This is a genomic window from Rhizobium sp. 01N447_2 (assembly GCF_056399245.1).
This window is the reverse complement of sequence record NZ_JBFTQY010000011.1, coordinates 98,700-119,441: the sequence shown is the minus strand read 5'-3', so window position 1 is coordinate 119,441 and position 20,742 is coordinate 98,700. Positions and strand designations below refer to the sequence as shown.

The following is a 20,742-nucleotide window of genomic DNA, read 5'->3' as shown; positions in this document are numbered from 1 at the left end:
TCGTATAGCAGATGCATTTCTTTCGTCAATTTCGTTTATATCCCTCTGATGGCATGATCCTCTCGATTCCATCGAAGGAGATGATTGTCATGAACAGCGAAATGAAGACAACGGCCCTCATTCTCGGCGCCACCGGCGGTATCGGCGGCGCGGTGGCCCGCAAGCTGCTTGCGCGCGGCTGGCGCATCCGGGCGCTCAATCGTGATGCCGCCAAGGTGTCGAGGAACGAGCCAGCCTTCGACTGGGTGCAGGGCGATGCGATGAATGCCGGCGACGTCCTGAAGGCGGCTGAAGGCGTCGGCCTGATCGTCCATGCCGTCAACCCACCTGGCTACCGCGACTGGGAAACGCTTGTGCTGCCGATGCTCGACAATACCATCGCCGCTGCTCGCGCCGTCGGCGCGCGAATCGTGCTGCCGGGCAATGTTTATAATTTTGGTCCCGATGCCCTGCCGACGCCGACGGAAGAAAGCCCGCAGCATCCGGTGACGAAGAAGGGGGCGATCCGCGTCGAAATGGAGAAGCGGCTGAAGGCGGCCTCGCAGTCCGGTGCCGGCGCCATCATCGTCAGGGCAGGGGATTTCTTCGGTCCAGGCACCACGGCCAACAGCTGGTTTTCGTCCGGTCTCGTGACGCCAGGCAAGCCGGTCGGCACGATCAGGAACCCGGCACGGCGCGGCATCGGCCATCAATGGGCCTACCTGCCCGACATGGCGGAAACCATTGCCCAGCTCGTCGATCGGGCCGATCGGCTGCCGGCCTTCGCCGTCTATCATATGGAGGGCTTCTGGGATGCGGACGGCATGCAGATGGCCGAAGCGATCAAGCGCGTCGTCGGCGGTAAGGCGAAGATCGGCAACTTTCCCTGGTGGATCGTGCCGCTGGCGGCGCTCTTCGTTCCTGTGATGCGGGAGATCAAGGAGATGCGCTATCTCTGGAAGGTGCCGGTGCGGATGCGGAACACCAGGCTTACGGCCGAACTCGGCGGGGAACCGCAGACGCCGATCGACGAGGCGGTCAGGGCTTCGCTCGTGGCGCTTGGCTGCCTGCCCGAACCGCGTCGTGACACGGCGGCTGCCTTTGTCGGGCACCCGTCGCAGAACGCGGGTTAGCTCTCGAGTTCGGCCAGCGCGATCCGGGCGACCGTCATGGCCGTTTCTGCCTGCTGAATATTCGGATCACCGAGGAACCAGGCGGCGGAAAGACCGGAATAGGCGGCGATCCATTGCAGCAGTCGCTTCGCCTCCGCTGAAACGATGGCGAGTTGGCGGCGGAAACGGGCGGGATCGGTGATCGTTGGCAGTTCTTCGTTGGCGAAGATATTGGCGAAATCGAAGCCGCGCTCGCCGTACAGCCGCTTCGGATCGATCGCCAGCCAGCCGCGCGCCTGGAAATCGAGAATGTTGCCGTGATGGATGTCGCCGTGGAGGATGGTGACATCACGCTGATCGRCAAGGAGGACGTTGGCGATCGCCGAGCAATCGGCAAGCGTGCTGCCATGCTTGCCTGCTGCCGGCTCCAGATCGCGAAACCAGCGGGTGAGGGGCACGGGATCGGGAAGCGGTTTTTCGCGCGGCGCATGCAGCCGTGCCGCCGTCCCGCAGAGGATGCGGCTTGCCTCATCGTCCTCGCCGTTCATCGCCATGGCAAGCAGCGAGCGTTTTCCCGTCGCCCGTTCCAGCAGCACGGCGTCGCCCTCATGGGCGTAGACATAGGCTGCGCCGTCACCGTCCCACCACTGCATCAGAAGCGCGCCGTATCGTTCGTCGATATCTGCCGCCACTTTCAGCATGGCGGGCCTGTCCCGCCAGAGGACCGGCAGCAGGCGGCTGGAATGGGTAATGATGGGCTCGCCGTCAGCAATCAGCGACCAGCGATCAAGATGGGAACTAAACATGGTGCAAGTTACCGAGACGTCGTGAAAATGGAAATCCCGCCTCTCGGCGGGATTCGCGTTTGCGTGTGAAAGGTTCAAGCGACCTTTTCGAGGATGGGATAGTCGATATAGCCCTTGCCGGTGCCGCCGTAGAAGGTCGACTGGTCGGGCGTGTTGAGCGGCAGGTTGTGTTCAAGGCGCTCGACGAGATCGGGATTGGCGATGAAGGGCTTGCCGAAGGCGACGAGATCGGCGCGGCCGCTTTCGACGGCGTCGATCGCCAGATCGCGATCGTAGCCGTTGTTGACCATCCAGTCGGCTTTGCCGCCGGCCTTTTCATAAGTCTGGCGCAGTGCCTTGTAATCGAAGGAGGGATTGTCGCCCTGCTTGTRGTCGCGCTCGCCGCCGGTTTGGCCTTCGATGACATGGATATAGGCGAGGTCGTATTTGGCCAGTCCTTCGACGACATGGGTGAAGGTCACCTGCGGATTGGAATCGTAGCTTTCGCCGGACGGCGTCACCGGCGAGATGCGGATCGCCGTGCGGCCGGCGCCGATTTCCTTGACCACGGCATCGACGACTTCGAAGGTCAGGCGGGTGCGGTTTTCGATCGAGCCACCATATTGGTCGGTGCGGTCGTTGATGCCGTCGCGGATGAACTGGTCGAGCAGGTAGCCGTTGGCGCCGTGGATCTCGACACCGTCGAAGCCAGCGTCGATCGCCGCCCGGGCAGCCTTGCGGTAATCCTCGATGATGCCGGGGATTTCGGCTGTTTCGAGCGCGCGCGGCTCGGAGGTGTCGGCAAAGCTGCCGGTGCTGTCGGCATTGACCAGATAGGTCTTGGCCTTGGCGACGCGATTGGTCGAAGAAACCGGCTTGCCATCGTTCGGCTGCAGCGTCGTGTGCGAGATGCGGCCGACATGCCACATCTGGACGACGATCTTGCCGCCGGCCGAGTGAACGGCGTCGGTGACGCGCTTCCAACCGTCGAGAGCCTCTTTGCTGTAGAGACCAGGCACGTTGGCATAACCCTGGCCCTGATGGGTGATCGCGGTTGCTTCGGTGATAATCAGGCCTGATGTGGCGCGCTGGCGGTAGTATTCGACGTTGAGGTCGTTGGGGATTGCGCCCGGCGAACGGTTGCGGGTGAGTGGCGCCATGACGATGCGGTTCTTGACTGATATGTCGCCGACTTTCGTGGGTTCGAAAAGCTTGGCCATGATGGTCCTTTCTTTTGCGGGAGGATCACTCGGCAGGGGCGAGGGCGGCCCGGCCCCTGGCGGAGAGATAGGTGAGCGCCGTCGCGCCGAGGCCGATCAGGGCCATCAAGGCTGCAGCGAGCGGAACGCGGGTGAGATCGAAGCCGGCGTCGATGACCAGGCCGCCCACCCAGGCGCCGAGCGCATTGCCGGTGTTGAAGGCGCCGATATTGATTGTCGAAACCAGGTTCGGGGCGTCCTTCCCGAAGCCGACGACGCCGACCTGAAGTGCCGGCACGGCGGCGAAGCTTGCCATCGCCCAGAGGAAAAGGGTGATTTCAGCCGGGATGAAGAAGCGGCTCGTATAGCTGAAGGCGATCGAGGTGATGGCGATCGCGGCAAAGACGCCGGCAAGCGTCGCGCCGAGGCGCCAGTCGGCAAGTTTGCCGCCGACGAGGTTGCCGATGGTCAGTCCGAGGCCGATCAGGAACAGCGTCCAGGTGACGCCTTCCGGTGACACGCCGGTGACGTCGCGCAGCAACGGCGCGATATAGGTGAAGAGGGCGAACATCGAGGCGGCGAAGAAGACAGTGGTGGAGAGCGCCAGCCACAGGCCGCCGTTCCTGAGGGCTGCGATCTCGCGCAGGATGCTGCCGTTTTCCTGCTGCTTATCCCTGGGCAGGATGGCGATCAGGCCTGATATGGTGACGATGCCGATGACGGTGACGACGCCGAAGGTGGCGCGCCAGCCATAGGCCTGGCCGATCGCGGTGCCAAGCGGCACGCCGAGAACATTGGCGAGCGTCAGGCCGGTGAACATCAGCGCGACGGCGCGGGCCCTGCGGTCTTCGGCGACGAGGCCGGCGGCAACCACCGAGCCGATGCCGAAGAAGGCGCCGTGGCAGAGTGCCGTCACAACACGGGCGATCATCAGCACCCAATAGTCGCTCGCCAGAGCGCAAAGCAAATTGCCTGCGATGAAGAAGGCCATCAGCGCAATCAGGGCGGTACGGCGCTTCAGCTTCGCGGTCAAAACGGCCATCACAGGGGCACCGATCGCGACCGCCAGGGCATAACCGGTGACCAGCCATCCGGCCTGCGGGATGGTCACAGAGAGATCGGTGGCGACCTCCGGCAACAGACCCATGATGACGAATTCGGTGGTGCCTATCGCAAACGAGCTCAAGGCGAGAACGAGGAGGGCGAGGGGCATTCTAAAGATCCTGCGTCAGTTGCTTGAGGAAGGCGGCGATCGTTTCTTCGTTGCGTTTGTAAAAGATCCACTGGCCGACGCGTTTGGTGGTGACGAGGTCGGCGCGATGCAGCGTGCCGAGATGGGCCGAGACCGTCGACTGCGATAGGCCGCAGCGCTCGAACTGGCTGGCGCAAACGCCCATTTCGAAAGGATGCTCCTGCGAGGGGAAATGTTCCTCGGGGTTTTTCAGCCAGCTCAGAATGTCCATCCGGGTGGGATGGGCGAGCGCCTTGATAATTTCGTCTTTGTCCATCGTTGTTCGCCGAACTATAAATCGTGTTTAATCGATATATTGATCGTCAGACTTCGATATGCAAATCACGGAGGCGTGAGGCAATGGTTTTTAGTGAATGCGCAAATTTTGGGCAAAAAAAGAGGGCCACCGGAAAACCAGGGCCCTTATAATTGTGAAGGTCAAAAACCTCCAGAGGGGAACAGCTAATGCGGTGGTACTGGGAGAGAAACCACAAGATGCATCAGCTGAGAGAGATATGGTGCTTCCTTGAGCAGGTTTCAATGCTTTTTTGTGCATGCCTGCTATGCGTCGCACAATTTTTTTGCGGTGCGGCATTTATCAAGGAAGCAAAGACAAAAAAAGAGGGCCACTGGAAAACCAGGGCCCTTATAAGTGTGAAGGTCAAAAACCTCCAGAGGGGAACAGCTAATGCGGTGGAACTGGGAGGAAAAGCCACCATGTGCATCAGCTATGTGCGATATGGTGGTTTATTGGGCAAACCGCAACCCTCATTTGTGCATGCCAGTCATGCACGTTCTGCATAGTCGGCAATTTATCAATAAAACCGGGCTTAAAAGTTCCAGTTTCTCGCCTTGCTGACGATAAAATCGCGGAAGGCCTTCAGCTTAGCGGCGTTCTTGATCTCGTCGGGATAGCAGAAATAGGTGTCGAAGGAGGGGACGTCGGCATTGATCGCCAGCTGAATCAGGCCGGGGTCGCGGCCGACGATGTAATCCGGCAGGCAGGCGACGCCGATTCCGAGCAGGGCGGCGCGCTTGATCGAGGTCTGGCTGTTGATCTGCAGATGCGGGATGCGCTTGTTGTCGGAGGAGCGGCCGGCGACCTCAAGCCAATTGACATCGAGCAGGTAACTCGGCGCCGGCTCGCCAAAGGTGATGATGCGGTGATTGTCGAGGTCCTCGACCTTCTGCGGCTCGCCGTGGCGGTTGATGTAGGACGGGGCCGCATAGACGTGCATGTGCACGGTGAAGAGCTTGCGCTGGATGAGGTCGGATTGCTGCGGCTGGCGCAGGCGGATCGCGCAGTCGGCATGACGCATGTTCACATCCACTTCCTCATTGTCGAGGATCAGCTGGATCTGCACATCGGGATAAAGCTGCAGGAATTCCTGGATCTTGTCGGTCAGCCAGCCCTGGCCGAGACCGACCGTCGTCGTGACGCGCAACTTGCCGGATGGCGTCTCGGTCGTCTCGGTGAGCTGCATCTTCACGGTTTCGAGCTTCAGCAGCACATCATGGGCGGTGCGGTAAAGCAGCTCGCCCTGTTCCGTCAGAATCAGGCCGCGTGCGTGGCGGTGAAACAGCTTGGTGCCGACATCCTGCTCCAGCGCGCTCACTTGGCGGCTGATGGCGGATTGGGACAGATGCAGTTTATCCGCCGCATGCGTGAACGAACCCGCCTCGGCAGCTGCGTGAAAAATACGCAGCTTGTCCCAATCCAATGGCATTCCCCCACCCCTCATGCCGATCTTACTCCGCGGCCACGGCGACGGGCATGTGGCCCGTCAAGTATCGCTCGGCTTCAAGTGCAGCCATGCACCCCAAGCCGGCGGCAGTGATCGCCTGGCGGAACGTGTCATCCGTCACGTCGCCCGCGGCATAGACCCCGTCCAGGCTGGTCGCGGTCGAATCCGGCGCGGTCCAGAGATAACCATTGTCCTTCAGCTTCAGCTTGTCCTTGAAGAGTTCGGTTGCCGGCGCATGGCCGATCGCGACGAAGACGCCATCGATCACCATGTCGGTGATCGTGCCCGTGCGGGTGTCGCGCAGGCGCGCGCCGGAAACGGATTGCGGCATCGGCGGCTTGGCCGGGGTGCCGGTAATCTCGGCCACTTCGGTATTCCACAGCACCTTGACATTGTCCTTGGAGAACAGGCGTTCCTGCAGGATCTTCTCGGCTCGGAAGAAGTCGCGGCGGTGCACTAATGTCACCGACTTGGCGATGTTGGAGAGATAGAGCGCCTCCTCGACGGCGCTGTTGCCGCCGCCAACCACGATCACATCCTTGTTGCGATAGAAGAAACCGTCGCAAGTGGCGCAGGCCGAAACGCCGAAGCCCTGGAAATGCTGCTCGCTCTCGATGCCGAGCCACTTGGCCTTGGCGCCGGTGGCGATGATCAGCGTATCGGCGGTCCAGACCTGGCCGCTGTCGGTGCGGGCGACGAAAGGACGCTGATTCATGTCGACTTCGGTCACGAGGTCGTTGACGATCTCGGCGCCGACATGTTTTGCCTGCTGCAGCATCTGTTCCATCAGCCAGGGACCCTGGATCGGATCGGCAAAGCCCGGATAGTTCTCGACATCAGTGGTGATCATCAGCTGGCCGCCCTGTTCGAGACCGGCGATCAAAACCGGTTTCAGCATGGCGCGCGCGGCATAGACCGCGGCAGTATAGCCTGCGGGTCCGGAACCGATGATGAGCACCTTGGTGTGGCGGGCGGGCATGTCATTTCCTTTCGACTGGCAGGAGGGCGGCGGCTAAGTGGCGATTGCGGCCGTTTCGCGGTCCATGCGCCATTTATGAACGTCCAATGCTTTTATTCAAGGGCAGCCTTGCGTTACCAACAAGGCAGATCGCCCGGATATGCAAGAATCCGTCATCGGGGTGAAACTTTCTTGCGTATTCCGCGGCTTTATATAGAAGCTCCCCGCGGAGAATTAAAGAAAGGCAATGATGTGGGGCGTGCGGAACTCGACGTCATCGATATAAAGATCCTCCGGGAGCTGCAGGCCGATGGCCGCATGACCAATGTGGAGCTTGCCGATCGCGTCGGCATCTCGGCGCCGCCTTGCCTGCGCCGTGTGCGCAAGCTCGAGGAAGCCGGCATTATCGAGGGCTACCACGCGATGCTGAACAGCCCGAAGCTCGGCTTCGACCTCGTTGCTTTCTGCATGGTTGGCCTCAAGCACCAGTCGGAAGGCAATCTCAAGGCGTTTGCCGCCGCCACCGCCGAATGGCCGCTGGTGCGCCAGGCCTGGATGGTCTCCGGCGACAGCGATTTCCTGCTGCATTGCGTGGCGGAGAACCTCACCCGCTTTCAGGATTTTGTCATCGAGGTGCTGACGGCGAACGAACATGTCGATACCGTGCGCACCATGCTGACGATCCGGCAGGTGAAGAAGCTCGGACTGGTGGAAGTCTAAGCCGACCTCGGCAGATCAAACGTTGTCGCCAACTACTTGCGCGAGATATAGCCGCCCCGATTGATGCCGTGGCGCTGGAGTTTGTCATAAAACGTCTTTCTCGGAATGCCGAGCGCCTCGATGGTGCGGCGGACGTCGCCGTCATTGGCCGACAGTGCGTCACGGATGATCTCCGCTTCGTAGCGCTCCAGCCGTTCGGGAAGTGTCTCGCCTGTCGGCTGCGGAGAGACAGCCGCCGTTGCCCCACCTTCCACGCCAAGCACGACTCTTTCGGCATAATGCGAGAGCTCGCGGACATTGCCCGGCCATGCGTGCGAGGCAAGATGCCGGCGGACATCGGGTGAAAGCGGCGGCGCATCACGGCGGAAGCGCTCCGCGGCGCGAGCGGCGAAATGGGAAAACAGCAGCGGAATATCGTCGCGGCGTTCCCTCAGCGGCGGAATGGAGATCGTCACGACATTCAGCCTGTAATAGAGATCCTCGCGAAAATCCCCGCGCACCGAGGGATCTCCGAGGTCGATCTTGGCTGCCGCGACGACGCGAAGATCGACCGGACGCACCTCGTTGGTGCCGAGCGGCGTGATCTCCCGCATTTCCAGCACTCTTAGCATCTTGACCTGCGTGGCGGCCGGCATGCTTTCGATCTCGTCGAGGAAAAGCGTGCCGCCGCTTGCATGTTCGATGCGGCCCGTGCGGCGCTTCTGGGCGCCGGTAAAGGCGCCGGCTTCGTGGCCGAACAGCTCGCTTTCGATGACGGTTTCGGGCAGGGCGCCACAGTTCAGCGCCACGAAATTGCCCTTCCGGCGGTGGCTCCATTGATGCAGGATCTGGGCAACCACTTCCTTGCCGCTGCCCGTTTCGCCGGCGACGAGCACGTCCACATCGGTATCGGCGATGTGCCGAAGGATGTTTCTGAGGTTTTCCATGACAGGCGTCTGGCCGATCAGCGGCAAATTCTCCTGCGCATCCTCGGCTGCTTTCCGCAGCATGCGGTTTTCCAGAACAAGCCGCCGCTTCTCGCTTGCGCGACGCACGCTCTGCACGAGCCGATCGGCTGCGAAGGGCTTGGCGATAAAATCATAGGCGCCGTCCTGGATCGCCTGAACGGCCATGGGAATATCGCCGTGGCCGGTCATCAGGATCACCGGCAGGTCGGCATCCATGCCTTGCAGCGTGGCGAAGAGTTGCAGTCCGTCGATCTCCGGCATGCGGATATCGGTGACGATGGGGCCGGCAAAGTCCGCCGGCAGGTCTGCCAGCGCGGCTTTCGCACCATCATAGGCGGAAACGGAAAATCCGGCGAGTTCGAGCGTCTGCGCGGTGGCGCGACGCAGATCCCTGTCGTCGTCGATCAGCGCAACGGGCATCAGTGTGTCCATGACCTCAAGCCTTCCTCAACTGAACGGTGAACCGAGTTCCGCCGCCATCGCTTGCAACCTCCATCCGGCCGCCGTAATCGCCGACGATATCCTTGGAGATCACCAGGCCAAGGCCGAGACCGCTTTCCTTCGAGGTATTGAATGGCGTGAACAAGCCTTTGCGGATCTCCGGCGGGATGCCGGGGCCGTTATCGGCGACCGTCACCGTTACCATCCCTGCATCAGTGGACGTCGTGACCTCGACGCGACCCTCTCCGGCCTTCGGCGCCACCGCCTCCAGGGCGTTTTGAAGCAGGTTGATGAGCACCTGCTCGAGACGAATCCGGTTTCCCATCACTTGCAGGTCAGGGGGCGGCAGGTCGATGTCGAGCGTATCCATCCGCCCGGCAAAGCGGCTGCGCAACAGCATCACCGCACCCTCGATGACGTCTTTCAATCCGGTTGGTTCGGCGCTGCCGCGGCCCTTGCGGGCAAAGGTCTTCAGCTCCTCGGTGATCGAGCCTATGCGCTCCGTCAGCGCCGCAATGCTTTCGAGATTTTCGCCGGCAGGCGCCGTCTGGCCGCGATCGAGGAAGGTGCGGGCGTTATCCGCATAGGCACGAATGGTCGCCACCGGCTGGTTGATCTCATGGGCGACGCCGGCGGCCACCTGACCCAGGATGGCCAACCGGTTGGCCTGCACCAGATCCTGTTGCACCGCCTGCAGCTTCTGCTCCGTACTCTTGTGGCCGATGATTTCAGCCTGCAGCCGGTCCCGCGCCTGGCTGAGATCCAGCGTCCGCTCGACTACCCGCCGTTCCAGTTCCTCCCGCGCCTGCTGTTCGCTGGAGATCCGCAGGGTGATCACATGGCGGCGGCGCAACAGGAAGGCTGCTCCGGCCAGCAGCGGCAGGAGTATCAGCAATGCCAGCATCCGGGCCTCGCGAATCCCGGCATCGACGGACGGCCCCAGCGCCACGAGATGCTGCAAATGCCATCCGGTCGCCGGCACCGACGTTGCGACATCGAGAAACCTGGTTTTCCCGGCATCGCCCGGCATGACGATCTCGACGACATCGAGCCCGTCACCGAGATTTCGGACCATGTCGAGGGGCAAGGGTTGAAGCGGCGCATCGCCGAATTGAAGGCTTTCGCGGATCGGCGTCAGCCGGTCTTCGGCGATCCGGCCGATCGTCATGAACCGCCATGATGGAAGACTGGTGATGAGGACAATCCCGCGCTCGTCAACGACGTAGGACGGGGTGCCCGAGGCGTTCCAATCTGCCTCGACGTCGTCGAATTCGACCTTGACGACAACGACGCCCAGCAGGCCATGGCTGCCCGAAATCCGCTGGGAGATATAGAGACCCGGTTTCTTGCTGACCGTGCCGAGCGCGAAGTGCTCGGCCTGTCCTCGTTCGGCCGCCCCCTGAAAATACTCCCGGAAGCGGTAGTCATTGCCGACGAAGCTCGTCGGTTCGCGCCAGTTGCTGGCCGAAACCGCGATGCCGTCCTTGTCGATGACATAGATGACGGCAGCCTTCGTGCCCGCCGCCAGCATTTCAAGCTTCTGACTGAGCTGCTTGAACGTGCCGGCATCGTTTCCCGCCAGTGCCGCGGCGAGCGCGGTATCCTGCGACAGCACGAAGGGAAGCGCCCGGTATTTTTCGAGAACCGTGCGCAGCAAAGCCGCATTCAGCCTCGCATCCATGCGGGCCTGTTCCTCGAGGGCAGCCTCCGCCCGGTGCCGGCCGATCTCGCCGCTTACCCACAGGCTGACCACGACGGCGACAAGGGCGAGCACAGCATAGGCCCACCACATCCGGCGGATGCGGTGCTGCAAGGGCAGGGAAGGCCACAATTTCTGCGACACGGACATAACAGATTTGTGCATTTTTCTGCACGAAGCGCAAATGGATTTGTGCGGATTTCCGCATTGCTTAATTAGCCCTCAGCAGTCTCCGCAAATTTTTTTGTAATAAAATCAAATGTTTGTCTCGGGGCGCGAAACTGGCACGGCGATTGCGAAAGGATATGCCAACAACGGCTGAGCTGTTGGACTTGAAGCGAACGGCTCGGGAGGCCGGAGTTCGTTCCGGACGAGCCATTAGGAGGACATCATGATCGCAGCACCACTCGATGCAGTCGCAGGCAGCAAGGGCAAGAAGCCCTTTTATACCCATCTTTACGTCCAGGTTCTCGCAGCTATCGCTGCGGGCATCCTTCTCGGCCATTTCTATCCCGAACTYGGCACCCAGTTGAAGCCGCTCGGCGATGCCTTCATCAAGCTCGTCAAGATGGTCATCGCGCCGGTCATCTTCCTGACGGTCGCGACCGGCATTGCCGGCATGAGCGACCTGCAAAAGGTCGGCCGCGTCGCCGGCAAGGCGATGCTGTACTTCCTGACCTTCTCGACGATGGCGCTGATCATCGGCCTGATCGTCGCCAATGTCGTCCAGCCCGGCGCCGGCATGAACATCGATCCGGCTTCGCTGGATCCGAGCACTGTCGCCACCTTTACCGCGAAGGCGCATGAACAGAGCGTCGTCGGCTTCCTCACCAACATCATCCCGACGACGATCGTCGGCGCTTTTGCCGATGGCGACATTTTGCAGGTGCTGTTCTTCTCGGTGCTCTTCGGTATCGCGCTCGCCATGGTCGGCGAAAAGGGCGAGCAGGTCGTCAACTTCCTCAATTCCCTGACGGCGCCTGTCTTCAAACTCGTCGCCATCCTGATGAAGGCAGCGCCCATCGGCGCCTTCGGCGCCATGGCATTCACCATCGGCAAGTATGGCGTCGGGTCGATCGCCAACCTCGCCATGCTGATCGGCACCTTCTACGTTACATCTCTGCTCTTCGTCTTCATCGTTCTCGGCGCTGTTGCCCGCTACAACGGCTTCTCGATCGTGGCGCTGCTGCGCTACATCAAGGAAGAGCTGCTGCTGGTGCTTGGTACGTCGTCTTCAGAGGCCGCACTGCCGGGACTGATGAACAAGATGGAAAAGGCCGGCTGCAAGCGCTCGGTCGTCGGCCTCGTCATCCCCACGGGCTATTCCTTCAATCTCGACGGCACCAATATCTACATGACGCTGGCGGCCCTGTTCATTGCCCAGGCAACCGGCATCCAGCTTTCCTGGGGTGACCAGATCCTGCTGCTGCTGGTCGCGATGCTGAGCTCCAAGGGTGCCGCAGGCATCACCGGCGCCGGCTTCATCACGCTTGCCGCGACGCTCTCCGTCGTCCCGTCCGTGCCGGTCGCCGGCATGGCGCTCATCCTCGGCATCGACCGCTTCATGTCGGAATGCCGGGCGCTGACCAACCTCGTCGGCAATGCGGTTGCGACGATCGTCGTGGCACGTTGGGAAAATGAGCTGGATACGGCGCAGCTTGCTGCGGCACTGGGGGGGCAGACCGGAGAGGATACTTCGGCTGCCGGGTTGCAGCCGGCCGAATAACTAACCGGACTATCGGTGTCCCAAGAATCCTGCAAACGGCCCGTTATCCGACGGGCCGTTTCTCTTTTCTGCTTCAGCTGCGATTGTCGCCGAGAAGGCTGTTATAAACGGCGCCGATCGCGCTCGCTTCTTTCTCCAGCGCGAAATTCGCCCTGACATGCCGCAGCGCACTCTCGCCATGCGCGATCGCCAGCGCGGGATCGGCGATGTAAGGCGCGATTGCCCGCGTCAGCGCCTCGCCGTCGCCGGCGGCGACGACCGAACCCGTCTCGCCCGTGACGATGAGCTCGGCATAGGCGCCCGCATCCGATGCCACCACCGCGGTCCGCGAGGCCATGGCTTCGAGCGGCGTCAAGCCGAAGCCCTCGTTGCGGGAGGGGGCGACGTAAAGCGTCAGGCGACGATACCAGACCTTGATGTCAGGCACTTCGCCGAGAAAGAGGATACGGTTGCTGAGCCCGGCGGCGGCGACATCCGCCTTGAGTTTGTCTGCGAATGCCACGTGCTCGGCCGTCACGCGACCGGAGACGACTGCCGTCCACTCAGTGTGCTGCGGCAGCAGTTCGATCATCGCCCTGACGAAAAGGTCAGTGCCTTTCTGATGGCGCACACGGCCGAAACAGCCGACGAGATGGCGGCCGGGCAGGCCGGTGGCGGCGATGCCGTCCTCTGCGGTATCAGGCGGATGGAAGAGGGCAAGGTCGACGCCGTGCTGGATGACCGTGTGCGGCACCTCGAGGAACGAGCCGGAACGGTCGCTGGTCGCGATGACGGCGTCCATGCGGCGGATCAGCCATTTCGTATAGGCGGTGTGGCGGCGTTGCGCGGCCGAGGTGAAGAGAAGCTTCAGCGGCATGCGCGTGAGATGGCGAAGCAGGATGCCGACGGCCATCTCGTTGTTGCGGCGCGCGTGCCAGACACGCCGGCGCCGGCTCGCCGGCGGGCGCCAGAGGCCAAGGAGCTGCCGCCACTTAAGTTTCGGCAGGTCCTCCGGCAGGCCGGGGCCGAGTGTCGCGATCTTGATCCCGAGCCGGATCTGGCACGGGATGAGCTGGACGATCGTCGACGTGACGCCGGAGAGCCGGCGCTTGAAATTGGGCGCAATGATCTCGACGTCACGGATATCAGGCAAGGGAGGGGTCTCGCGGCTGGCGGGCGATCAGCCCCAGGAAACCTGGAGGATTTCGTAGGCCTTGGAGCCGCCCGGCGCGTTGACCTCGATGGAATCGCCGACTTCCTTGCCGATCAGCGCACGGGCGATTGGCGAGGAGATGGAGATGCGGCCGGCCTTGACGTCCGCTTCCTGGTCGCCGACGATCTGGTAGGTCTTTTCTTCCTCGGTGTCCTCGTCGATGAGCTTCACCTTGGCGCCGAACTTGATCTTGTCGCCCGACATCTTGGTGAGGTCGATGACCTCGGCGCGCGCCGTCAGGTCTTCCAGCTCGCTGATGCGGCCTTCATTGTGGCTCTGGGCTTCCTTGGCGGCGTGGTATTCGGCGTTTTCGGAAAGGTCGCCATGGGCACGGGCTTCGGCGATCGCCTCGATGATTCGGGGGCGCTCCTCCTGCTGACGCCAGCGCAGCTCTTCCTGCAGCTTGACGAAACCGCCCTGTGTCATCGGTACCTTTTCAACCATTTTTCTGTCCTTCAATCCTCGTATCCGCACAATCAGCGGCGAACACAAAAGAAAACAGGTCCCGAAGGGGAGCTTCGGAACCGTGCCACAATCTTAGTCGGACGCTTATAGCAGATCGCCAAGGCCGATTTCCAGAAAATTCGCATAAAAGAAACGCGGCCCGCCCCGATATCAGGTGGTGCGACTTGAAAATGGGCAGAAATCGGATCGTCCTGATTGACTCCCATTGTAGGAACATATAGTGAACATACTAATGAAGAAGTCGCTCACAGAACGCTTGGCCATCCTTTCCGATGCTGCGAAATATGACGCTTCCTGCGCTTCTAGCGGCACGGTGAAACGTGATTCCCGGGCAGGTGGGGGGCTCGGTTCGACCGAAGGATCCGGCATCTGTCATGCCTATGCCCCGGACGGACGGTGCATTTCGCTTTTGAAAATACTGCTGACCAATTTCTGCATCTACGACTGCGCCTATTGCGTCAATCGCTCGTCGAGCAATGTCGAACGGGCGCGCTTTACGCCCGAGGAGGTCGTCTGGCTGACGCTGGAATTTTACCGCCGCAACTATATCGAAGGCCTGTTCCTTTCCTCCGGCATCATTCGTTCGTCCGATTATACGATGGAAGAAATGGTCCGCATCGTCCGCGAACTGCGTGTGACGCATAATTTTCGCGGCTATATCCATCTGAAGTCGATCCCCGAGGCGTCGCCGCATCTGATCGAAGAAGCGGTGCTTCATGCCGACAGGCTGTCGCTGAATATCGAGTTGCCGACGGATAACGGCATCACCCGCTTCGCGCCGGAAAAGAAGCCTGCCAATATTCGGCGATCGATGGGAGATCTGAGGCTGAAGATCGAGGCCGCCGGCGAACCGACGCTGCGGACGAAGAAGCGTCAGCGTTTTGTGCCGGCCGGCCAGAGCACGCAAATGATCGTCGGCGCCGATGGCGCGAACGATGCGACGATCCTTGCGACCAGCGGTCGGCTTTACAGCAGCTACGGCCTTAAGCGCGTCTATTATTCCGCCTTCAGCCCCATCCCGGATTCGTCGAAAAATCTGCCGCTGATCAAGCCGCCGCTGATGCGCGAACACCGGCTATATCAGGCCGATTGGCTCTACCGATTCTACGGCTTCGGCATTGACGAGATCACCGCGAACCAGGCGGGAGGCATGCTCGATCTTACCCTCGACCCCAAACTTGCCTGGGCGCTCGCCAACCGGGCCGAATTCCCTGTCGACATCAACAAGGCCGAGCGTGAACGGTTGCTGCGTGTGCCCGGCCTCGGCACCAAGACAGTCAAGGCGATCGTCTCGGCCCGCCGTTTTCGCCGCCTTCGGTTGGACGATCTCCAGCGGCTCGGCATTTCGATCAAGAAGGTCCAGTCCTTCATCTCGGCAGAAGGATGGTCGCCGCGCCGATTGATCGAGCGCCCCGACCTTCGCGCCATGTTCGAACCGCAACCTGAACAATTGTCGTTGCTGTGATGCGCCGGGTCGTGCTTGCAGGACGCGGGGAGCTTGCCGAATGGCGTGACGCCGCGCGCGCTTTCGCGGCCGCCGGTATCCTGCCGGAAGAGATCGATTGGCGCGAAAGAGGCGCAGAGGCGGACCTTGCGTTTCAACGCGACGCCATGCCGCCGACRCCTATCATGGCACGCAAGCTGATGACGGTGCCGCCCGCCTTCATCGAGCTCGCGGAAACAGTTCTCTGCCATTCCGACCCGGCGCGCTTTTCCCTGCTTTACCGTCTGCTCTGGCGGCTGCAACTGGACCGGCAACTGCTTGAAGTGGCTTCGGACGAGGACGTCGCCCGTGCCAGGCTGATGGCGAAAAACGTTCGACGCGACGCGCACAAGATGACGGCCTTCGTCCGCTTCAAGGAGGTTGCTGCGGTATCGGCGGACCGTCGAAAATTCCTCGCCTGGTTCGAGCCGGATCATCATATCGTCAGGCGCACAGCCCCCTTCTTCCAACGGCGCTTCACCGACATGGACTGGCTGATCGCCACGCCCAAGGGGTTGGCCGCCTGGGACGGCGAGCGGCTGACGATGAGCGATGCGCCGTGCGAAAAACCCAATCTCACCGATGCCACCGATGAACTTTGGCGCACCTACTACGCCAGCATTTTCAATCCGGCGCGGTTGAAGCTGAAGGCGATGCAGGCGGAGATGCCGAAAAAGTACTGGAAGAACCTGCCGGAAGCCGACCTTATTCCTGGGCTRATCGCATCGGCGGAGAGCAAGGTGCGCGCTATGGCCGCACGGGAGGCGACCCAGTCATTGCCCTTTCACGATCGCCTGCAAGAAGCCGCGCGCAGCATTCCAGCTGAACCCGAAGCGCCGGCGGGCACGCTGGAAGCACTGCGCGCGGAAGCTGCCGCCTGCACCCGCTGTCCGCTTCATGCGAAGGCGACGCAAACCGTATTCGGGGAGGGGCCGCGCGATGCCGAGGTGATGTTCGTCGGCGAGCAGCCGGGCGACCAGGAGGATATATCAGGGCGCCCCTTCGTCGGTCCCGCCGGCAGGCTCCTCGATCAAGTGATCGCTGAAGCGGGCATCGACCGCTCAACGCTTTACGTCACCAATGCCGTCAAGCATTTCAAATATGAGCCGCGCGGCAAGCRTCGCATCCATCAGAAGCCCAATATGGGCGAGGTGAAGCATTGCCGCTGGTGGCTCAATCTGGAGATGGCGCTGATCAAGCCGAAGCTGGTCGTCGCCATGGGGGCGACGGCGCTCGCGGCGCTGACCGATGCGAAACAGCGGCTACAGGATGTCAGGGGGAAAGCGATCGCGATCGACGAGAGGCGAACGCTCTTCGTGACGGTGCATCCATCCTATCTGCTGCGTATTCCCGACGAGCAGTTGAAAACGGAAGAACTGGCGCGATTTCGCGAAGATATGCTGAAAATCCAGCGGCTTATGGCCGTGGCTGGATAAATTGATTCCCGATTTGAGGAATGACCGAACGGAGGTGCGCCACCGCTCATCGAGCGATGGCGTTGCCGTATCTCAGGCGAAGTAACTCTGCAGCGGCCGCACTTCGAGATTGCCTGCCTTCAGCGCCTTGATTGCCTGGGCGGCGGCCTCGGCGCCTGCCATCGTCGTGTAATAAGGCACCTTCTGCATCAGCGTCGCACGGCGCAGCGACTTGGAGTCCGAGATCGCCTTGTTGCCATCGGTGGTGTTGATGACGAGCTGGACCTGGCGGTTGCGGATCGCGTCCTCGATATGGGGGCGACCTTCCAGCACCTTGTTGATCTTGGTGGCCGTGATGCCGTTTTCGGCGAGGAAGCGGGCGGTGCCGCCGGTCGCCAGCACCTTGAAGCCCTGTTCGACGAGGATGCGGATCGCCGGCAGAACACGCGGCTTGTCGGCGTCGCGGACGGAGACGAAGACCGTCCCGTCACGCGGCAGCTCGACGCCGGCGCCGAGCTGCGACTTGGCGAAGGCCAGCGCAAAATCGGTATCGAGGCCGATGACTTCACCGGTCGAGCGCATTTCCGGGCCGAGSAGCGTGTCGACGCCGGGGAAACGGGCGAAGGGGAAGACGGCTTCCTTGACGGCGATGTGCTTCAGCTTGCGCGGATCGGGCTTTTCGCCGTAGGCGGCGAAGGTCGCATCGAGTTTTTCGCCGGCCATGACGCGGGCGGCGATCTTGGCGATCGGCGCGCCGATGGTCTTTGCGACGAAGGGCACGGTGCGCGAGGCGCGGGGATTGACTTCGAGAACGTAGACGGTGCCGTCCTTGATGGCGAACTGGACGTTCATCAGGCCGCCGACATTGAGCGCCTTGGCCATCGCCTTTGCCTGGCGCTCCAGTTCGTCGAGCAGTTCGACCGACAGCGAGCGTGGCGGCAGCGAGCAGGCGCTGTCGCCGGAATGGATGCCGGCTTCCTCGATGTGCTCCATGATGCCGGCGACATAGACGTCGGTGCCGTCGGAGAGGCAGTCGACATCGACTTCGATGGCGTTGCTGAGATAGCTGTCGAAGAGCAGCGGGTTCTTGCCGAGCAGGGTGTTGATCTGGCCAGTCTTGTCGTTGGGATAGCGCTGCTTGATATCCTCAGGCACCAGTTCAGGCACGGTATCGAGCAGATAGCTCTGCAGCTGGCCTTCCGAATGCAGGATCTGCATGGCGCGGCCGCCGAGCACGTAGGAGGGGCGCACGACCAACGGGAAGCCGATTTCGGTGGCGACCATGCGGGCCTGCTCGACCGAATAGGCGATGCCGTTGTTCGGCTGGTTGAGGTCGAGCTTCATCAGCAGCTTCTGGAAGCGGTCGCGGTCCTCGGCAAGGTCGATCATATCGGGCGCGGTACCGAGGATCGGGATGCCGTTCTTTTCCAGCGCCTCGGCAAGCTTCAGCGGCGTCTGGCCGCCGAACTGGACGATGACGCCGACGACTTCGCCCTTTTCCTGTTCTGCCCGCAGAATCTCGATCACGTCCTCGGCCGTCAGCGGCTCGAAATAGAGGCGGTCCGACGTATCGTAATCGGTCGAGACGGTTTCCGGGTTGCAGTTGATCATGATCGCCTCATAACCCGCATCCTTCAGCGCGAAGGCGGCGTGGCAGCAGCAATAGTCGAACTCGATGCCTTGGCCGATACGGTTCGGGCCACCGCCAAGGATGACAACCTTCTTGCGGTTGGACACTTCAGCCTCGGAGCGGGCGGCGCCGACGAAAGGCGTCTCATAGGTCGAATACATATAGGCGGTCGGCGAGGCGAACTCGGCCGCACAGGTATCGATGCGCTTGAAGACAGGGCGGACATTCAGGCTGTTGCGGAATTCGGCGACTTCCTTCGGGCGCTTGCCAGTCAGGGTCGCCAGACGCGCGTCGGAGAAGCCCATGGCCTTCAGCATGCGCAGGTTTGTGGCATCCTGGGGCAGGCCGTGCTCGCGGATGCGAGCCTCCATCTCGACGATCGCCTTCAGTTCGGCGATGAACCAGGGATCGATCTTGCAGCCTTCGTGGACTTCGGCTTCGCTCATGCCCTGGCGTAGCGCCTGGGCGACCATGCGCAGGCGATCGGGCGTCGGTGTGCCGATTGCGGCGCGGATAGCGTTCTGGCTGGATTCGCCCTCTTCAAAGCCGGGGATCTCGATCTCGTCGAGGCCCGTCAGGCCGGTTTCCAAGCCACGCAGCGCCTTCTGCAGCGATTCGGCGAAGGTGCGGCCGATCGCCATGACTTCACCGACCGATTTCATCGCGGTCGTCAGCACCGGCGAAGCGCCGGGAAATTTCTCGAAGGCAAAACGCGGGATCTTGGTGACGACGTAGTCGATCGACGGTTCGAAGGAGGCAGGCGTTGCACCGCCGGTGATATCGTTATCCAGTTCGTCGAGCGTATAGCCGATCGCCAGCTTGGCGGCGATCTTGGCGATCGGGAAGCCGGTGGCCTTGGAGGCGAGCGCCGACGAGCGCGAGACGCGCGGGTTCATTTCGATGACGACGAGACGACCGTCCTTCGGATTGACGGCGAACTGGACGTTCGAGCCGCCGGTCTCGACGCCGATCTCGCGCAGCACCGCGATCGAGGCGTTGCGCATGATCTGGTATTCCTTGTCCGTCAGCGTCAGCGCCGGCGCGACGGTGATCGAATCGCCGGTGTGGACGCCCATCGGATCAATGTTCTCGATCGAGCAGATGATGATGCAGTTGTCCGCCTTGTCGCGGACGACCTCCATTTCATATTCCTTCCAGCCGAGCACCGATTCCTCGACCAGCACTTCGGTGGTCGGCGAGGCATCGAGGCCGCCGCCGACGATCTCGAAGAATTCCGAGCGATTGTAGGCGATGCCGCCGCCGGTGCCGCCGAGCGTGAAGGAGGGGCGGATGATAGCGGGCAGGCCGACATGGTCGATCGCCTGGGCGGCAATCGCCATGGCATGGCTCATGTAACGCTGCTTGCGGTCGCTCTCGCCGAGGTTCCACTGGTTTTCCAGTTCGTCCAGCGCCGTGTCGAGGGCGGGGCCGGAAAGGCTGTCGCGCAGCTTGTTGCGCTCGGCCTCGTGCGTCTTGCGGTCGAGGTCCTTGATGTCTGTGGCATTCGCCAGCATCGAGCGCGGGGTTTCGAGGCCGATGCGGGCCATCGCCTCGCGAAACAGCGCGCGGTCCTCGGCCATGTCGATGGCGGCGGGTTTGGCGCCGATCATCTCGACATTGTAGCGGTCGAGCACGCCCATGCGCTTCAGCGAAAGCGCGGTGTTCAGCGCCGTCTGGCCGCCCATCGTCGGCAGCAGCGCATCCGGACGCTCCTTGGCGATGATCTTGGCGACGACCTCGGGGGTGATCGGCTCGACATAGGTGGCGTCGGCAAGACCCGGATCGGTCATGATCGTCGCCGGGTTGGAGTTGACGAGGATGACGCGGTAGCCTTCCTCTTTCAGCGCCTTGCAGGCCTGGGTGCCGGAATAGTCGAACTCGCAAGCCTGGCCGATGACGATCGGTCCCGCGCCGATGATGAGGATCGATTTGATATCTTGGCGCTTCGGCATGAGTGCTTCCGTTTTCTGGCTGCGCAGAAAGCCGGCCAGGGTGGGTGATCACCGGGTCGGGTC

Annotated in this window: 17 protein-coding genes; 6 read left to right on the top strand and 11 right to left on the bottom strand. The window is 61.9% G+C overall.

Annotated elements, in window-relative coordinates:
* Nucleotides 1-89 precede the first annotated feature (89 nt).
* The gene (locus tag AC1ECN_RS09210; protein WP_130672921.1) at nucleotides 90-1,112 is read left to right on the top strand and encodes an NAD(P)H-binding protein; all 1,023 of its coding nucleotides are present in this window, start codon (nucleotides 90-92) and stop codon (nucleotides 1,110-1,112) included.
* Here AC1ECN_RS09210 and AC1ECN_RS09205 read toward each other — a convergent pair.
* From AC1ECN_RS09205 to AC1ECN_RS09190, 4 genes are all read right to left on the bottom strand, one after another.
* Entirely contained in the window at nucleotides 1,109-1,897 is a 789-nt protein-coding gene (locus tag AC1ECN_RS09205; protein WP_477952798.1) for an aminoglycoside phosphotransferase family protein, read from the bottom strand. The two genes, AC1ECN_RS09210 and AC1ECN_RS09205, sit on opposite strands and share 4 nt — an antisense overlap.
* Nucleotides 1,898-1,971: 74 nt before the next feature.
* On the bottom strand, nucleotides 1,972-3,096 hold the full coding sequence (locus AC1ECN_RS09200; protein WP_477952796.1) for an alkene reductase: 1,125 nt from the start codon (nucleotides 3,094-3,096) through the stop codon (nucleotides 1,972-1,974).
* Nucleotides 3,097-3,121: 25 nt separating this feature from the next.
* The gene (locus AC1ECN_RS09195; protein WP_024319559.1) at nucleotides 3,122-4,288 is read right to left on the bottom strand and encodes an MFS transporter; all 1,167 of its coding nucleotides are present in this window, start codon (nucleotides 4,286-4,288) and stop codon (nucleotides 3,122-3,124) included.
* Between the two features lies 1 nt (nucleotide 4,289).
* Complete coding sequence (locus tag AC1ECN_RS09190; protein WP_018484589.1) at nucleotides 4,290-4,583, bottom strand: ArsR/SmtB family transcription factor; 294 nt, start codon at nucleotides 4,581-4,583, stop codon at nucleotides 4,290-4,292.
* A 218-nt stretch (nucleotides 4,584-4,801) separates the two neighbouring features.
* Here AC1ECN_RS09190 and AC1ECN_RS09185 point away from each other — a divergent pair, with 218 nt between their 5' ends.
* Nucleotides 4,802-5,110 (top strand): hypothetical protein, encoded by a 309-nt coding sequence (locus AC1ECN_RS09185; RefSeq protein WP_130661997.1) that lies wholly within the window; start codon nucleotides 4,802-4,804, stop codon nucleotides 5,108-5,110.
* 26 nt (nucleotides 5,111-5,136) lie between these two features.
* Here the strand turns inward: AC1ECN_RS09185 and AC1ECN_RS09180 are convergent, their stop codons facing one another.
* Both AC1ECN_RS09180 and trxB read right to left on the bottom strand, forming a co-directional pair.
* The gene (locus AC1ECN_RS09180; protein WP_018446649.1) at nucleotides 5,137-6,033 is read right to left on the bottom strand and encodes a LysR family transcriptional regulator VtlR; all 897 of its coding nucleotides are present in this window, start codon (nucleotides 6,031-6,033) and stop codon (nucleotides 5,137-5,139) included.
* A gap of 22 nt (nucleotides 6,034-6,055) precedes the next feature.
* A complete protein-coding gene (gene trxB, locus AC1ECN_RS09175; RefSeq protein WP_003541649.1) occupies nucleotides 6,056-7,030 on the bottom strand; it encodes a thioredoxin-disulfide reductase in 975 nt (324 codons plus the stop codon).
* 231 nt (nucleotides 7,031-7,261) lie between these two features.
* On the opposite strand from trxB, the gene AC1ECN_RS09170 reads away from it, so the two are divergent.
* Complete coding sequence (locus AC1ECN_RS09170; RefSeq protein ID WP_003541645.1) at nucleotides 7,262-7,729, top strand: Lrp/AsnC family transcriptional regulator; 468 nt, start codon at nucleotides 7,262-7,264, stop codon at nucleotides 7,727-7,729.
* A 32-nt stretch (nucleotides 7,730-7,761) separates the two neighbouring features.
* Here AC1ECN_RS09170 and AC1ECN_RS09165 read toward each other — a convergent pair whose 3' ends face one another.
* Complete coding sequence (locus tag AC1ECN_RS09165; protein ID WP_024319561.1) at nucleotides 7,762-9,108, bottom strand: sigma-54-dependent transcriptional regulator; 1,347 nt, start codon at nucleotides 9,106-9,108, stop codon at nucleotides 7,762-7,764.
* A 4-nt stretch (nucleotides 9,109-9,112) separates the two neighbouring features.
* On the bottom strand, nucleotides 9,113-10,981 hold the full coding sequence (locus AC1ECN_RS09160) for a sensor histidine kinase (protein ID WP_018074015.1): 1,869 nt from the start codon (nucleotides 10,979-10,981) through the stop codon (nucleotides 9,113-9,115).
* A 226-nt stretch (nucleotides 10,982-11,207) separates the two neighbouring features.
* Here AC1ECN_RS09160 and AC1ECN_RS09155 point away from each other — a divergent pair, with 226 nt between their 5' ends.
* Nucleotides 11,208-12,542: a dicarboxylate/amino acid:cation symporter gene (locus tag AC1ECN_RS09155; protein WP_018074016.1), complete on the top strand. Its 1,335-nt coding sequence runs from the start codon at nucleotides 11,208-11,210 to the stop codon at nucleotides 12,540-12,542.
* 73 nt (nucleotides 12,543-12,615) lie between these two features.
* Here AC1ECN_RS09155 and AC1ECN_RS09150 read toward each other — a convergent pair whose 3' ends face one another.
* Together AC1ECN_RS09150 and greA are read right to left on the bottom strand one after the other, a co-directional pair.
* Nucleotides 12,616-13,674 (bottom strand): glycosyltransferase family 4 protein, encoded by a 1,059-nt coding sequence (locus AC1ECN_RS09150; protein ID WP_130661996.1) that lies wholly within the window; start codon nucleotides 13,672-13,674, stop codon nucleotides 12,616-12,618.
* A gap of 27 nt (nucleotides 13,675-13,701) precedes the next feature.
* On the bottom strand, nucleotides 13,702-14,178 hold the full coding sequence (gene greA, locus AC1ECN_RS09145; protein WP_018074018.1) for a transcription elongation factor GreA: 477 nt from the start codon (nucleotides 14,176-14,178) through the stop codon (nucleotides 13,702-13,704).
* A 253-nt stretch (nucleotides 14,179-14,431) separates the two neighbouring features.
* Here greA and AC1ECN_RS09140 point away from each other — a divergent pair, with 253 nt between their 5' ends.
* Both AC1ECN_RS09140 and AC1ECN_RS09135 read left to right on the top strand, forming a co-directional pair.
* Nucleotides 14,432-15,664, top strand: a complete 1,233-nt coding sequence (locus AC1ECN_RS09140; RefSeq protein ID WP_477952855.1) for a putative DNA modification/repair radical SAM protein — start codon at nucleotides 14,432-14,434, stop codon at nucleotides 15,662-15,664.
* Nucleotides 15,664-17,118, top strand: coding sequence for a UdgX family uracil-DNA binding protein (locus tag AC1ECN_RS09135; RefSeq protein ID WP_477952790.1), 1,455 nt, complete (start codon nucleotides 15,664-15,666; stop codon nucleotides 17,116-17,118). Before AC1ECN_RS09140 ends, AC1ECN_RS09135 begins: the two co-directional genes overlap by 1 nt.
* 72 nt (nucleotides 17,119-17,190) lie before the next feature.
* Here AC1ECN_RS09135 and carB read toward each other — a convergent pair whose 3' ends face one another.
* Complete coding sequence (carB, locus tag AC1ECN_RS09130) at nucleotides 17,191-20,679, bottom strand: carbamoyl-phosphate synthase large subunit (protein ID WP_130661994.1); 3,489 nt, start codon at nucleotides 20,677-20,679, stop codon at nucleotides 17,191-17,193.
* Between the last annotated feature and the right edge of the window lie 63 nt (nucleotides 20,680-20,742).